Raw genomic sequence first — 14,932 nt, 5'->3', positions numbered from 1 at the left:
TTTATTGTTCTGGCGGAAGGAAAAAATAAAGGACCAACATTTTTGTAGATTTTGTAGACTTGTTTACAGGAGCATGTGGTACTCTACCGTCAAAAAATAGCGTGTCTCCTTCTTTAAGAAGTATTTCTTCATCTCCTATAACATAGCAGCATTCACCAGATAAAATATATTTTAACTCATAAGCATCTGTTTCAACTTTACCACGCACTGATCCCGGTTGAACCTCTAAAAGAACAGTCTCGAAACCAATTGAATTAAGTTGTTTCCCAAAAATATATTTGTAACTAAAGCCAATTGCTTCGTCTTCTTTTTCTATGGTGGTGTACTCTGAAGCTCGAGTAACCAGAAATTTAAAGTCTGTTTCTAAAGAAATTCCATTAAAAAACTTTGGGACTTCGACTTCCAGAGCACCAATGATGTTTAATAATACGGGTAGAGATGGGATAGTTCTACCATTTTCAATTCGAGAAATAAGTCCGTTACTTACTCCTGCAATAGAAGCAATCTGACTGATCGTTTTCTTATCTCCTTTTCGAATTTCTTTTAAACGTTTACCAATACCAATTAAATAGTCTTGCATCTTTTATGTGAAATGTGTATTACAAAGATTATCAAAAAAGATAGAAACAGAAAAGTATTTAATATTTAATAATTACGAATTTTTAAAGAATAAGTTACGGATTGTTATGTAAATAAATATAAAAGATAGAAAATGTTAGGATTGAAGTTGTTTTTGTTTCTGAATTAGTTTGTAAGCTTAGATTTCAATCCTAAATTTCTGAAAGTAATGTATTATTCTAAAGTTGATTTTTAAACAAGTCTACTTTTTCTGTTGATTCTCTCTTTAGAAAAAAAGCCTACGGTAAACCCAACTGTTTCATAGTATACAAAGCTTTGTATCCCATTGTCATATTCTAAAGGAGCTTTTAATGCTCTCATAGTATGAAGAGTTCTGTATAATTTGGCTTTAGAAATCCCTAATTTATGGGCTAATTGTAATGGAGTTCCTGTTGCTTGTAATCGAATTAATTGATCGATTCTATCAATAAGTTCTATGTGTTTTAAGGTGCTATTCATAAAGCTATAAAGAAGATTGAATTATTAATTAATTTAACCCAGTGGTGCATTAGAATTAGATAAGGTTTAAAGAACCACCACTGGGTTGAAAATGAGTTTATTTTCCTAACATTAATATTTCATTGCAAACAATTTCTGTGATATAACGTTTGTTTCCTTCATTATCTTCATAATTGCGAGAAGTTAGTTTTCCTTCGATAGCAATTTCTTGTCCTTTATTTACATATTTTTCGATAATATCGGCTACTTTTCCCCAGGCAATAATATTATGCCATTGCGTATCGGTAATTTTATCTCCTTGTTTATTGTAATAATAATCATTGGTAGCAATAGAGAATTTTGCAAGCTTTTTTCCAGATTCTAAGTTTAGAATTTCTGGTTCTTGTCCTAAGTTTCCAATCAACTGTACTTTGTTTTTTAGCGTGTTCATAGTTTTTATTTTTTCGTGTTAAACAGTTAATACATTTCTTTCTATACGTTTAGAAAGATGTTGTTGTTCAAAAAAGATAAAGATTTGATTAAAACAACACTGCAAACATAGAGTTGGAGGTAAGAAAGATTCGGTTAGGAAGCGTTTAGTTTCGTTTGTAATCGTGTGTAAATGTTTGTAAACGTTTGCAATTGAATATAGTTTGTAAAAAAGTATAATTTAGATGCAGTATGATTCGAAAAATAAACCATAAGAAAGAATTCATTGCAAGGAAAATATTTGATCTATTTCAATCCTCGTATAAGATAGAAGCAGAAATATTAGAAGTAGATAACTTTCCCCCTTTACAAAGAACAATACAACAATTTGTAAAGAGTATAACAGAGTTTTATGCATTTTATAAGGATAAAGAGATCGTTGCATTAATTGAAGTTAGTGGTGATGATAGATGTATTGATATAGAAAGTTTGGTCGTGGATCCAGCTTATTTTCGTAACGGTATAGGTGCACAGTTAATGAGGTACATATTTAGTCTAAAAAAAACTGAAATGTTTGTTGTAGAAACAGGATTGCAAAATAGACCTGCTGTTTTATTGTATGAGAAATTAGGGTTTCAAGAAGTGAAACAATGGGATACATCTTTTGGAGTAAGAAAAATAAGATTAAAAAAACCAAGTAAGATCTAAAGAAAAAGATATTCTTGTACTTATTTTCAAAATAGTAACATAAAAATGAATCCAATCTCAATTTTAGTAGACAAATTGAATAGCAAAAATTTATGGGATAAGAGCATAGTGTTACCCAGAAACGAATACTTAAAGGTAAAAGGTACTATCGATACAAACCTTTATTTGGTGGTTTCGGGAAGTTTGAGAATATACTTGGTGGATGAGTTTGAAGAACATACTATTCGTTTTGGATATAGAGATAACCTAATAGCAGCTTTGGATTCTTTTATACATGAAAGGCCGTCAGATTTTTATATTCAGGCGCTAAAAAAAACTACCTTAAAAACCTTGGATAAACCTACTTTCATGAGTTTTATAAAATCTTCTTCAGAAAATACAGAACTTTGGTATAAAATTCTTGAAAGCTTTGTTTTGCAACAAATAGAAAGAGAAACTGATATTTTAATTACTTCCCCTATAGAAAGGTATCATCGAGTTTTAAAACGTAGTCCTCGGCTTTTTCAGGAAATACCAGATAAATATATTGCTTCTTACCTAAGAATGACACCAGAAACATTTTCGAGAATTAAAAAATCTTAATCTCAATCAATGTTTTACCGTATTAAATTAAAGAGTTTTGTTAAAAAAACATATGAGAGTATCATCAAAAGATTTGATTAATGATTTGGTATTAAGAACCCAAAAAAGCATAAACGAAGCAGAGCAGTTTTATCAATTATCCTTAGAACAGCTTAATTATAGAGATGCTATAGATAGTTGGAGCATATTAGAATGTCTGGAGCATTTAAATTTGTATGGAGATTTCTATCTTCCCGAGATAGAAAGCAAAATAAAAAACTCAACATCAAATGCCTCAAAAACCTTTAATTCTGGATGGTTAGGGAACTATTTTGCAAAGAGTATGTTACCTAGAGAAAAGTTGAATAAAATGAAAACATTTAAGGATAAAAATCCGATAGGTACTATGCTTGATAAAAAATGTATCGACCGATTTATAGATCAACAAAAGATAATACTAGGTTTACTGGATATGGCTGTTGACAAGGATTTAAATAAAATAAAAACTACTATAAGTATATCTAGATGGATTAAACTACGATTGGGGGATACATTTAGAGTATTGATTTATCATAATGAAAGACATATTCTGCAGGCAAACAAAATACAGGTAACCTAGTTTGTGGTACTGCAGTTATTTTATAGACTGGCACAAAATTAAAATTTGTAACTTAAAACAAACTTCTTTGATATGTCTTATCTCATAGGGTTAATTCTAATTTAAAAAATATGGATACTTCAAAAAATCGATCTAAGAACGCTGTATTGCAAAGTTCGAAAACGGTTATTAGAACCAAAAACTTTACTGCTTCTGTAGATTTTTATACCCAACTTCTAAAATTGACTCTTATAGAAAACTATAACGATGGAGATGGTTCACAAGGTGCCATACTTAGATTAGGACCAGAAGATAGTAATGCTTTTATAGAAATTTCTGAGATTGATAAAACACATTCATACTATCAGGAACCTTTTGGTGAAGAATTGCAAAATGATAAAATTGATATTCAATTAAAAACAAATGATGTAACCTATTGGGAGAATCGGTTAGAAGGAAAATGTAAAATGAGAGGTCCGGTATTACGTCCATGGGGGTCTTATTACTTGTATATAAGAGATCCGGACGGATTACAAATAATTATCTATCAAGAAAAATCTAAGTAATATGTTCTTTTGGTAACTATTTTTTTTCTTTTGAATAATGTCTCACGAAAAGTCCTTGAAAAAGGACTTTTTTTATTTTGGGAAGAATTGATAAGCACTCGGGAAATATCATCATTCTGTTTCTTTGGATAACTACGCATCTTTGCATTGTTAATTTAAAACAAGGATACTATGAGAGTTCAACATACATCAATATTCAATTTAATTGAAATTTTCAGAAGAGGAACAAAAAAAATAGTTAATAAAATTAATCCTAAATCACATTGCGAACAAAAAAGCATACACGATTACTATTGTGATGCCGAATAGCTATTGAAGTCAGAAACAATAATGTTGTGAAAAAAACTCGGGAAAAATTGATAAACACTCGGGAAAAACAATCATCGAGTTTCTGGCAATTTTGTAACAACTTTGAATAAAATTTTTAAACCAAAATATAATAACAAATCTCAAACTTTTGAGATATAAAATTAAAATCATGAGTGTATTTAATGTACCAACAAAAGAAGAAGTAAGTGCTAATAATCAAGCAATTTTTGATAATCTAAACAATGCATTAGGTTTTGTGCCAAATTTATATGCAACGTATGCCCATAGTGATACGGCGTTAGAGAATTACTTAAATTTTGCAAATTCAAAAACATCACTATCTGCAAAAGAAAAAGAAGTTGTAAATCTTGCGGTAAGTCAGGTAAATGAATGTCTATATTGTTTGTCTGCTCACACTGCGATCGGAAAAATGAATGGCTTTACAGATGAGCAAATCCTTGAGCTTAGAGCAGGAAAGGCTTCTTTCGATCCTAAATTAGATGCTTTAGCAAAATTGGCAAGAAACATTACAGAAAATAGAGGGAAAGCAGATTCTAATGTAATAGAAAACTTTCTTTCTAATGGTTATAACAAAGGAAGCTTAATCGATACCATAGTACTGGTAGGAGATAAAACAGTTTCTAACTATGTACATGGAGCGACTCAAGTGCCAATAGATTTTCCTGTCGCAGCACCTTTAGAATCAACTACTATTTAATATAAAAACATTGCTAATAAATTTAAAAAAAGAAAAATGAAAAAATTAATTGCTTTATCAACATTTATTTTGGTCTTTACATTTAGTGCTTTTGCACAAGATACTAAAACAGTAACACTAGAACAGACCAAGGGTGAGTTTACTCAAAAAGAAATAAAAATTTCTGAAGGATCATATGTGTTCGAAATAAAAAACTCTGGTGTAGATCATGAAGTGGGATTTGTCCTGGCTCCAAAATCAAACCCCAAAGCGCATATCAAAACAGCCTATGTTACTAAAGCGGTTGCAACTGGAAAAACAGAAAAAACAAAAGTAACAAAGCTTGAAAAAGGAGAATATGTATATTTCTGTCCATTAAACCCAACCCCCCAGTATACACTAGTGGTAGAATAAATAGATGATTATAGTTTGATAGTGTGAAACCTTGTTGACTGTGCGTTAACAAGGTTTTGCTTTTTTACTTTTAGACAAGATTATATTTTTTGTTTAAAAAAAATATTTGACAAATAAGTATCAGGAATCCTGTTGTACATTCGATAAAATAGCTTTGATATATAAGAATAAGTTCATGAAATTGAGGTTATATAATAATACTTAGGATTTTTTGTGAGCAATTGCCAGTTAATACGTCTAAGGAATTAGAAATTGGTTGTGAACCCAATAATAAAGCAAAATATATCTTAATAAAAAGACCAGATATAGATCTTTTTAAGTTGATATTTCAATAATAGTTCAACTTGAAAAAAAGTAGTTCACTAGCTAATTTTGAGATTTTTGACATACAACAAATCAATACCCTTACTTCTCAATTTGAGCTATAAATTTGATTTATATACTTTGTGAAGTAGGAAGGAAACCTGTTGAAATGAATGCTGTTGTTGCGAAAAACGCTTAAAGAAAATGAATAATTTGGTGTTAGTACTATATGAAACTAATTAAGTAGAACGGTTTTATAATATTTACTTTACCTCCATTGGTTATTAAAAAGATATACTAATTCGAATGAAATACGCCGGAAAAAACGAAGAGTCTCTCGAGGTCATCGAAATAAACAGTGAGAATTGTGATGTTTTAAAAGTGTCACAAAAAAGTAAACTTATTTTACTTTGGTTTACATCTGATAACAATCGTTTAAAAATAGATGCAATCGACTACACTTTTAATAGAAACGATATGGTGAGTCTAACAGAGTTTCATAAAGTTCAGGTAAAAGAGTTGCACGAGGTAAAACTATTGCGTTGGAACCGATCATTTTATTGTATTCTTGATCATGATAGTGAAGTAAGCTGTAAAGGAATATTGTATTATGGGGCTTCCAATCTTCCTGTCATAAAACCACAGCCAGATGATGTTGAGGTATTAAAAACGGTATGGAAAATGTTATTGATTGAAATGCAGTCCAAAGATAATTTGCAATTAGAAATGTTGCAAATGATGTTAAAAAGGTTGTTGATATTATGTACTCGAATTTATAAAATACAAAATAACTATAACACACATAAATCAAATTCTGTAGACATTATTAGAGAGTATAACTTTTTGGTAGAAAAGCATTTTAGAGAAAAGCACAGTGTTACAGCATATGCTACACTTTTAAATAAATCTCCTAAGACATTATCTAATCTTTTTAAAAAAATAGGTAGTAGTACTCCTTTGCAATTTATTCAAAATAGAATAATGTTAGAGGCCCGTCGGTTGTTGCAGTATACAGATAAGACTATATCCGAGATAGGGTATGAGCTAGGGTTCAGTGATGTACAGGTTTTTAGTCGTTTTTTTAAAAATTTGGAAGGGGTTTCTCCTTCAGAATACAAAGAAAAACAAGTTAAGGGAAGTATTGCTAATTCACTGGGAAAGAGTGTCTAACATCAAGATAGTATAGCTAATACATTTGTGCTATTCTTAAATTATTAACCATTTAAATAGTACACTATGGAAACAACAACAAAATTCCAAATCCCAGTAAGAGAAGAGGTATCTTCAAACAATCAAGCAATTTTTGATGATCTCAAAAAAAATATAGGTTTTGTGCCTAATTTGTATGCATACTATGCAAAACATGAAACGGCGTTAGGGGATTATTTAACTTTTCAAAATAGAAAATCTACATTAAAAGCAAAAGAAAAAGAAGCTGTTAATATAGTAGTAAGTCAATACAATGGTTGTAGGTACTGCCAATCTGCGCATACTGCCATTGGTAAAATGAATGGATTTACAGAAGAACAAATACTAGAGTTACGAAAAGGATCTGCTTCGTTTGATAATAAATTAGATACTATAGTAAAATTTGCTTTGGCTACAGTAGCTAATAATGGCAAAGCAACAGAAGAGAGTAAAAATGCTTTTTTTGCGGCGGGTTATACAGAAGCAAATATGATCGATGTTGTTATGGTTATTGGAGAAAAAATCATCAGTAATTACATTCATAATTTAACAGGTTTCGAAATTGATTTCCCTATAGCTCAAGAACTGTAATTCTTTTAGTTATTAAGCAGCACATTGATTAGTTAAAAACTAGCAATAGTTCATGTGAATTAATTGATTTTTATGCCTACATACGCTATTGTGTGTAGGCTTTAAAATATAAAATAATGGCAGCAGAAATAAAAGTAAAAAACCTCCCCTCTGGCTACCAATCTATAATTACAAATGGTAAACATACTATTATTGGTGATGAACCCATAAAAAACAAAGGAACAGATCTTGGGTTAGCTCCGGCAGAGTTGATCCTTGGTGGACTCGCGATGTGCAAAGCAGCCACTATAAGATGTGTAGCAAGAATTAAAGGTTGGGATATTCGTGACATTAATGTAGAATTGAAACAGGAGATAGAGAGAGGGAAGAATAGAGTAATATATAACCATATAAAAATTAATATAGAAATAGAAGGAGATATTACCAGTATACAAAGAAAAGAACTCTTAAAGCAAACTGATAAATGTTATGTGCATAAAATGTTAGAAGGAGATTGGGATATTGCACCTTCAAAAGATCTTACCAAAATGATAAGATAGATGAGGTGAAATTATATAACAACTATTGTAATACCGATATGTAATCAATTTTAAAATCAAGAAGCTGATAAGCTTACCAGCTTCTTGATTTTTTACCATTTTTTGTACGGCATAGGTTTAGTTATGAATTTTATTGTATGTATACGCAATAGCGAGTGGATTGATTGGTGCAATGCAATCCCTCTATATTTACTCGCATGTTTTTCTCATCCTCGGGAGGAAAACCCATGTAGGTAAGTAGGTTTTCGACATTTGACAAATCATTTGCATATTTATAATTGAACGAGATGTACGAATAGTCTTTATGGATAAATACGTTAGAGATATTCTTGAGCTGCAGTATTTTGTTTTTCAGTACCATCGCACAGTTAATACATTTTAGGTTCTTTATAGGAATGGTGTTTCTAAACATAATAAGCGCGATATAATTAAAATACTCTGGATAAATTAAATCCAAAGAAAAAATCACCATCTCCCCAATCACCACTACCTTGACTTAATACACCATAGGTATTCATAGGTTGTGCATTGGTAAAATGCATCTGAAATACGTGCCCTCCGGTTTCTAGATCAAAGCCTATAGAGAGAGGGTTCTTAAAAGGAGAGTCACTAGATCTATTCATATGATAGGCATAATCAACGTTTATAGACCACCTTTTGGTTAGTTTATGTCTACCACCAACCCCTAAGGCATATTGCGTGTTTTCTTGATCGTCAACTACCGTTAAATTTTCGTGCAATAGTGTTGGCATAACTTGTAAAGAAAAATTCTTGTTAAATTTTCTTGAAAGCAGCATTTGCCATACATAGGCTAATCGATGCTTAAATTCTAAACCAGGTAAGTTATTATTTTCTTTGTCGATTTGTGTATTTATAGTAACACTATTGTAGCCAACCAATGTGAAAGGTAGCCCTCCTTTTTTTTGACGTAACAAGCGATATTTTAGTGAGGTTTCGTATGTTTTTTGAAACGAACTACGAGAAACCCCAATATTAACACCGTCCATAATGCCATAAATAAAATTTAATCTGGTAACCGCTCCGTCTAACCCAAAGAAGTCATCAATTCCATTTTTTACAGTTCCAAACCTATGAGAAACTACCATGTAAAATAGTTTCTTGTCTGCAATTTTTGTGGATTCAAAATTTACTATTTTTAATCCTTTGAAAGCAGCACTTGCATATTGATTATCATCTTTTGTATCAATTTCACTTAATAAATCGTCTTGTGAAAATGATAAAAATGGTATTATAAGTAGTAGGAAGAATATTCTCATTAAAATAGATGTTTATTTAGTTGTAAATGTAGCTTGGTCGATTTTGAGTTGTTCTAAAAGGTCGTCATAACCAACATATCGTCCTTTAATTGTAATTTTATTGTTATTGCTTAGGGTGGTAGCATCTTGATCTTTGAGTGTGACTACGATATTTTCATCCAGAATAACACTATTGTCTTCTATAGCTGTAACGATACCACTTAGCTCTACGACTTTGTCCAGATATTGACCATCAAACTCTTTCTGGTTTGCGGTAAACGAAGAAAAAAATGCTGTAGAAGTCGTGTGTACATCGCTTTTTTCTGCACTAATGTCTCGATGATCTTTATTTATGTAATTAAAAACAAATGCTGTTAAAGCAATGGCGATTATTAGCGAAAAGACGAGTATGTTTTTCTTTTTCATTTTGCTTTTAGTTTAAAATCAATAAATACTTGAATGTTTTTAGCAATTTTATTTCTAACAATTTTAGGGATAGAAATGTCAAAATCTTGAGGAGTAACTATAAATTTTCCTTTTAAAAATAACTGATCCCCCACTTTAGAAATAAGTACTGGGGTGTCGATTTTTTTTTCTTTGCCATGTAATGTAAGACTTCCAGAAACCTTGAACTCTTTTTCTTTTTCTGACAGTTGTTGTAAATCAAAAGCTGCAATTTTACCTTTAAAAATTGCTTTTGGATAGGTGTCAGACTCGATATAGTTTTCATTAAAATGCTCTTCCATAAGAGCGTTTCTAAATCTAAACTCTTTCATCAGCGCTAATGAGGCGATTTCTCCTGTAGTAGTATTTATGATGACTGTTACAGATTCATTCTTTGCCTTAACGGGTTCAAAAGCTTTTTCTGAAGCCTCAAAAGTAAGTATGCCTTTTTTGCCTATATATTTTTCTTGAGCAAAAGAAATACTAATACATAGTAAACTTATAAAAAGGAATGATTTTATTATTCTAGTTTTCCGTCTTTTATCCATTGGTCTATTGTTTCGATTAAATTCTGGTTTAATTTTCCTCCAGGAGGCATTACGCCCGTTTCTCCAGCGGGTATCGATATCCTGGTTAATATGGCGCTTGCTTTATCATCTACTTGTGCAAAAGTGAGCAGGGGAAAAGGAGCATTATTCATAAGGGGGCTTCCATGACATCCAATACAATTATTATCAATAATAGTTTTAACATTAGAGGTGTATGTTAATTTTCCAGTGGGATCCGGATCCGGATCTGTAACAGGTGCTACATCTTCATTACTGTCACTAGAACAGCTGTATACAGTTGCAAGAGCAGTTAAGATCAAAATTTTACAAAAAAATGACTTCATAATTTTTTAATTTGAGTTTTTAATTTTGGGTTAGAAATAAGTAACAATCTTCCAAAAAAAAGTAAACATGATTGCTATTATAAAACGTCTTATCTATTTCTTACCCTACTTGTTGATATGCTTTTGTTTAAAAATTAACATAGGTCTTATTGTAAATAAATCAATTATGTTAAAAATATAAATTTAGCACGGTATATCTTATTTTTAGATGATAAATTTTACATAAGGTTACAAAAAAATGCATGAATCGAGTAAAACGAGATATGTGATACTAATATTTATCGTAGAAAAGTAATTCTGTCTAAAACGAATTTTTAAGTCAGATTGAGGGTAATATTCTGATTATTAGACCCGTGTGGATTTTTGTGTGGTGGTAGAATTTTATAGCCGAAAAAAACATCAAAAAAAGACATAAAAAAAGTAGGGTAAACCCATATTTTATCGTCTTACTAGTGTAGATAAATTTGCAGGCCAAAAAAACGTTTATTAAACATGCGAATTTTATAATTCTATAATTTTTTGTGTAAATCAAAAAAGGAAAGAGGACGCTCTTTCCTTTTTTTATTATAAAAGGCCTTTGTCTACTTAAAAATTATACGTTTTTAGTTTTGATAACAACTTTGCCAAAAATTAATTTTGTATCAACTTATTTAAATCTAGTGTGTTTTTTATAGGACTTTCTTTGTGTTTCAGTGTCCAACCCAAAGAATTGGTTAAGATATATAAGTTTTGTAATTCGCTGATCAATCGATTTTGAGCATTAGAGATCAATACAGATTTTTTTACTTTTTTATTTATTTCTTTTAATACAGTTTTGCGAATGGTGTTGTGATCATTAGGGCTAAATTTGTTAATTAGGCCTTCTTTTATGTCATGATATGTTATTTCGGGAGTGATGGTTGTTTCGGGTTTGGGGATTGATGTAATCGTAATCGTTTTATTTTCTGTGTCAATTTCATGTTTTATTTTTCTTAGATCATAAGAAACTTGAACTTTTGCATTTACTAAAACAATTATTTTTTTCTTTGATGAGAGTACTTTAAAGTACTTTTTATTGTTTTTGTAGGTGATAATATCAGAAAAATGCCCTTCAGTAACTACTAATTTACCGACATTTTTGATTTGCTCTAAAATAAGTCCCGAAGATACAATCTCGGTTTTATCATCATTGGACCGATTAATAAAATGATAAATAGTAAAGGCAAAGAGTGCCATTATTAATGCTCCAAGTAGAAAATTACGCATAATTTTTTGTTGTCAAGTTTTTTATAAATGTACATAAAAAAATAGCCTTTCTGTACAGAAAGGCTATTTGGTGGTATGGTTTAAAGAAAAAGTGTTAATTCACTTGAGGAGGATATTTTGCTAATATGGCTCCTACAATCTCATTCATTTTTTCTTGTTTTCTTTCTACATTTTCTGTTAGTGCAGAGGTGCCCATTCCCTGCCAGATTAGCTCTTTTTTGCTGGCATCGATAAGGTCGATGTATAGTGTGCCTTGGGTGGTTGTGGTTACATTGTTATAACCTGGGCCCCAAAACCAGGGATTCCATCCCCATCCATAACCCCATCCCCAGCCTAAGCCAAAGTTGTTTTGGTATACGTTTACGTTTTCTTTTGTTTTGGTGAAAATACTTATCAAGACATCTGGTTCAGATGATTTGGTAAATCCTTTAGCAATCAAATCAGCTTCAATAGCTCTTAGAATACGTTTCTTGTCTAAATCACTAATTTCAGCTTTGTCAATACCCGGTTTATAAAAGGCGAAGCTTTTATACGTGTTAAAATCTGCTTGCTTATCATAATCAGATGCAACACGTACGGTAGAACATGAACTAAACGTTATGATAAGGATTAGTGATAGAAGTGAAAAAAGTTTCATAATCCCTGTGTTTTAATTGTTTAACAATAGCTTTTTTATAAAAATAAGCACAATAATCATACCATGAAAGGATGTAATGCTTTATTTCTTAGGATAACTATTGGTTTTTTTATCATATCCATAAGGGCAGTGTTTGCAACCACTTTCGCAACAATATCCACGTCTAAGGTGGTATTGTTCTGTAAAGCATCGATATCCTTCTGGAGTTAGATAATAATCTCCTTCTTTTGGAGTTAATATTTTTTTAGAGTTGTTCATTAGAACAAAAATAGTATCTTGCAATAACATTATGCCCATTGTCGTGAATAAATATTTGATAGGTCGCCATTTTGTGGGAATTGCTTTATGGCCATTTATTGTTATTAAGAATTCGTTTCTTAAAGACGATGAAGCTTTTATTAATCATGAGAAAATACATCTAAGACAACAGGCAGAACTATTAGTGCTCCCTTTTTATATTCTTTATTTGATAGAATATATTATAAGATTACTTCAGTACAGAAATTCCCAACTTGCATATCAAAATATCTCTTTTGAGCGTGAAGCATATTTTAATGAAGAAGACTTAGATTATCTAAGTTCTAGAAAACCATGGAGTTTTATTAAATATTGGTAAATGCATATTTTTTCTTCGGAAACCAAACATTCAGAAAATCATTCGATAGGCCATGATATTTTAGAAAAAGCACAGGTCTATCTGGATATTAAACGCGAAGATCAAATTCACGAGCACGTTTCAGGTAACAAGTTTAGAAAGTTAAAATATAATCTGTTGTATGCCCAAGAACAAGGATATAAAACGGTACTAACCTATGGGGGTGCCTATAGTAATCATATTGCTGCGACCGCTGCAGCTGCAAAAATGCTTGGATTGCAATCTATTGGAGTTATACGAGGTGAAGAATTAGGTCATGACCTTGAAAAAACCTTATCAGAGAATACTACGTTGCAATTTGCAGCAACTCAAGGGATGAATTTTACTTTTGTAACAAGAGAAGCATATAGAAACAAAACATCCTTAGAGTATACAAAACAGTTGCAAGAGATGTTTGGAGCATGTTATCATATTCCAGAAGGAGGAACAAATAATTTAGCTATTAAGGGGTGTGAAGAAATACTGGCACCAGAAGATCACGAGTATGATATAATTTGCTGTGCAGTGGGAACAGGAGGAACCATAGCCGGTATTGTTAATAGTACTCATTCACATCAAAAAGTATTAGGGTTTCCTGCGCTAAAAGGAGATTTCCTTAAGAAGGAGATTGAAAAATTTACAGTCAAAAAAAATTGGGAACTGGTAAATGATTATCATTTTGGGGGTTACGGAAAAATAAACCAAGAAGGGATTGAGTTTATGAATAGATTTTATGAACAGCAATCGGTGTTGCTAGATCCATTATATACGGCCAAGATGATTTTTGGTATTTTTGATAGGGTTCAAAAAGGTGTTTTTAAGAAAAATACTCGTATTTTAGCCGTTCATACCGGTGGTTTACAAGGAATAGCTGGAATGAATCAAAAATTAAGAAAAAAGAAACTGCCCCTTATTAGAATTTAAAACTAAAATGAGGAAAATTATCTTACTGTTAAGTGTTACAGCCTTTATGATTTCCTGCGGAAGCAGTAAAAAGGGAATTTCAACGACTACAACGAGAAGGCCTGCGCCAAAACGTACAACAGCCAAAACCACCAAAAAAGTAGAAAAGGAAACCAAAGTTATCATTGGAGAAACCAAAACTACAACAGAAGAAAAGAAACCAGTGCCTGTATTACCCTATAAAGATAGAGTACGAAGATATATTCATGAGTTTTCTGGGATTGCAAAAAAAGAAATGAAAACCTATGGTATCCCCGCTAGTATTACTCTGGCACAGGGGATTCTCGAGTCTGGAGCGGGACATGGTGAGCTAACACAAAAGGCAAAAAACCATTTTGGTATTAAGTGTCATGACTGGAAAGGTGATCGTGTTTATCATGATGATGATCGATCTCAGGAGTGTTTTAGAAAATATAATCGTGCTAGTGAATCCTTTAGAGATCATTCGTTGTTCTTAAAGAATAGAAAACGCTATTCAAAATTATTTACCTATAAACAGAAAGATTATAAATCCTGGGCTCGAGGTCTAAAGGCAGCTGGATATGCTACAGATAAGAAATATCCGCAAAAGCTAATTTCTATTATAGAACGCTATAGGCTTTATGAATTTGATAATGATGTTTTGGGGATAAAAAATAGCAAGATCGATACCCGTCAGGATCACACTGCACCAGTACGTACAAACGTTGTTGTAGCAGATGGAAATCATATTGTAGAAAAAGGAGATACGTTGTATTCTATCGCAAGACGGTACAAAATTTCTGTGCCAGCGCTTAAATCAATTAATAAATTAGGAGATAATACTATTAAAATCGGACAAGTTCTAAAAGTAGCGTTGTCCAAAGTGGTAGAGGAAGAAGAAGATTTTAATTAAACAGTAAAAGGTGTTGTATGCATTGTAG

General features: G+C 31.4%; 23 protein-coding genes. 12 read left to right on the top strand and 11 right to left on the bottom strand.

All coding sequences use genetic code 11. The features are described 5' to 3' along the window. Position 1 precedes the first annotated feature (1 nt). The 3 genes from ABW636_RS08790 to ABW636_RS08780 all read right to left on the bottom strand — a co-directional run bounded on the left by ABW636_RS08790 (position 2) and on the right by ABW636_RS08780 (position 1,507). Complete coding sequence (locus tag ABW636_RS08790) at positions 2–580, bottom strand: helix-turn-helix domain-containing protein (RefSeq protein WP_367589602.1); 579 nt, start codon at positions 578–580, stop codon at positions 2–4. 230 nt (positions 581–810) lie between these two features. Beyond that, positions 811–1,077, bottom strand: a complete 267-nt coding sequence (locus ABW636_RS08785; RefSeq protein ID WP_367589601.1) for a hypothetical protein — start codon at positions 1,075–1,077, stop codon at positions 811–813. Positions 1,078–1,174: 97 nt separating this feature from the next. Next, positions 1,175–1,507, bottom strand: coding sequence for a single-stranded DNA-binding protein (locus tag ABW636_RS08780; RefSeq protein ID WP_367589600.1), 333 nt, complete (start codon positions 1,505–1,507; stop codon positions 1,175–1,177). A gap of 230 nt (positions 1,508–1,737) precedes the next feature. Between ABW636_RS08780 and ABW636_RS08775 the strand changes: the two genes are divergently transcribed. The 9 genes from ABW636_RS08775 (at position 1,738) to ABW636_RS08735 (ending at position 7,959) form a co-directional block, all read left to right on the top strand. Further along, the gene (locus ABW636_RS08775) at positions 1,738–2,193 is read left to right on the top strand and encodes a GNAT family N-acetyltransferase (RefSeq protein WP_367589599.1); all 456 of its coding nucleotides are present in this window, start codon (positions 1,738–1,740) and stop codon (positions 2,191–2,193) included. A gap of 45 nt (positions 2,194–2,238) precedes the next feature. After that, complete coding sequence (locus ABW636_RS08770) at positions 2,239–2,775, top strand: Crp/Fnr family transcriptional regulator (protein WP_367589598.1); 537 nt, start codon at positions 2,239–2,241, stop codon at positions 2,773–2,775. Between the two features lie 52 nt (positions 2,776–2,827). Next, on the top strand, positions 2,828–3,373 hold the full coding sequence (locus tag ABW636_RS08765; protein ID WP_367589597.1) for a DinB family protein: 546 nt from the start codon (positions 2,828–2,830) through the stop codon (positions 3,371–3,373). Between the two features lie 110 nt (positions 3,374–3,483). Further along, entirely contained in the window at positions 3,484–3,918 is a 435-nt protein-coding gene (locus ABW636_RS08760) for a VOC family protein (protein ID WP_367589596.1), read from the top strand. 478 nt (positions 3,919–4,396) lie between these two features. After that, on the top strand, positions 4,397–4,945 hold the full coding sequence (locus tag ABW636_RS08755) for a carboxymuconolactone decarboxylase family protein (protein ID WP_367589595.1): 549 nt from the start codon (positions 4,397–4,399) through the stop codon (positions 4,943–4,945). 36 nt (positions 4,946–4,981) lie between these two features. After that, positions 4,982–5,338 (top strand): cupredoxin domain-containing protein, encoded by a 357-nt coding sequence (locus tag ABW636_RS08750; protein ID WP_367589594.1) that lies wholly within the window; start codon positions 4,982–4,984, stop codon positions 5,336–5,338. A gap of 609 nt (positions 5,339–5,947) precedes the next feature. Then, positions 5,948–6,811: a helix-turn-helix domain-containing protein gene (locus tag ABW636_RS08745; RefSeq protein WP_367589593.1), complete on the top strand. Its 864-nt coding sequence runs from the start codon at positions 5,948–5,950 to the stop codon at positions 6,809–6,811. 66 nt (positions 6,812–6,877) lie between these two features. Beyond that, positions 6,878–7,420 (top strand): carboxymuconolactone decarboxylase family protein, encoded by a 543-nt coding sequence (locus tag ABW636_RS08740; RefSeq protein WP_367589592.1) that lies wholly within the window; start codon positions 6,878–6,880, stop codon positions 7,418–7,420. Positions 7,421–7,536: 116 nt separating this feature from the next. After that, positions 7,537–7,959 (top strand): OsmC family protein, encoded by a 423-nt coding sequence (locus ABW636_RS08735; protein WP_367589591.1) that lies wholly within the window; start codon positions 7,537–7,539, stop codon positions 7,957–7,959. A 130-nt stretch (positions 7,960–8,089) separates the two neighbouring features. Here the strand turns inward: ABW636_RS08735 and ABW636_RS08730 are convergent, their stop codons facing one another. From ABW636_RS08730 to ABW636_RS08695, 8 genes are all read right to left on the bottom strand, one after another. Continuing rightward, the gene (locus ABW636_RS08730) at positions 8,090–8,371 is read right to left on the bottom strand and encodes a heavy metal transporter (protein WP_367589590.1); all 282 of its coding nucleotides are present in this window, start codon (positions 8,369–8,371) and stop codon (positions 8,090–8,092) included. 16 nt (positions 8,372–8,387) lie between these two features. Then, on the bottom strand, positions 8,388–9,236 hold the full coding sequence (locus ABW636_RS08725; RefSeq protein WP_367589589.1) for a DUF5777 family beta-barrel protein: 849 nt from the start codon (positions 9,234–9,236) through the stop codon (positions 8,388–8,390). 12 nt (positions 9,237–9,248) lie between these two features. Continuing rightward, positions 9,249–9,641 (bottom strand): OB-fold protein, encoded by a 393-nt coding sequence (locus ABW636_RS08720; protein WP_367589588.1) that lies wholly within the window; start codon positions 9,639–9,641, stop codon positions 9,249–9,251. Then, on the bottom strand, positions 9,638–10,207 hold the full coding sequence (locus tag ABW636_RS08715) for a YceI family protein (RefSeq protein WP_367589587.1): 570 nt from the start codon (positions 10,205–10,207) through the stop codon (positions 9,638–9,640). Before ABW636_RS08715 ends, ABW636_RS08720 begins: the two co-directional genes overlap by 4 nt. Then, positions 10,180–10,551 (bottom strand): cytochrome c, encoded by a 372-nt coding sequence (locus ABW636_RS08710; protein WP_367589586.1) that lies wholly within the window; start codon positions 10,549–10,551, stop codon positions 10,180–10,182. Before ABW636_RS08710 ends, ABW636_RS08715 begins: the two co-directional genes overlap by 28 nt. A 630-nt stretch (positions 10,552–11,181) precedes the next feature. After that, complete coding sequence (locus tag ABW636_RS08705) at positions 11,182–11,796, bottom strand: DUF4230 domain-containing protein (RefSeq protein ID WP_367589585.1); 615 nt, start codon at positions 11,794–11,796, stop codon at positions 11,182–11,184. Between the two features lie 94 nt (positions 11,797–11,890). Beyond that, a complete protein-coding gene (locus ABW636_RS08700) occupies positions 11,891–12,433 on the bottom strand; it encodes a DUF4136 domain-containing protein (RefSeq protein WP_367589584.1) in 543 nt (180 codons plus the stop codon). Between the two features lie 81 nt (positions 12,434–12,514). Beyond that, positions 12,515–12,691: a C1orf53 family protein gene (locus tag ABW636_RS08695; protein WP_367589583.1), complete on the bottom strand. Its 177-nt coding sequence runs from the start codon at positions 12,689–12,691 to the stop codon at positions 12,515–12,517. 43 nt (positions 12,692–12,734) lie between these two features. Here ABW636_RS08695 and ABW636_RS08690 point away from each other — a divergent pair, with 43 nt between their 5' ends. Genes ABW636_RS08690 through ABW636_RS08680 form a run of 3 tightly spaced genes read left to right on the top strand, consistent with a single transcriptional unit; the run spans position 12,735 to position 14,904 of the window. Next, a complete protein-coding gene (locus ABW636_RS08690) occupies positions 12,735–13,049 on the top strand; it encodes a hypothetical protein (RefSeq protein ID WP_367589582.1) in 315 nt (104 codons plus the stop codon). Continuing rightward, a complete protein-coding gene (locus ABW636_RS08685) occupies positions 13,050–13,991 on the top strand; it encodes a 1-aminocyclopropane-1-carboxylate deaminase/D-cysteine desulfhydrase (protein WP_367589581.1) in 942 nt (313 codons plus the stop codon). 7 nt (positions 13,992–13,998) lie between these two features. After that, complete coding sequence (locus ABW636_RS08680; protein WP_367589580.1) at positions 13,999–14,904, top strand: glucosaminidase domain-containing protein; 906 nt, start codon at positions 13,999–14,001, stop codon at positions 14,902–14,904. Positions 14,905–14,932: the final 28 nt, after the last annotated feature.

This window comes from Aquimarina discodermiae, assembly GCF_040786235.1.
Taxonomy (GTDB): Bacteria; Bacteroidota; Bacteroidia; order Flavobacteriales; family Flavobacteriaceae; genus Aquimarina.
The sequence above is the reverse complement of the archived record's forward strand: the minus strand, read 5'-3'. Positions and strand labels throughout refer to the sequence as shown.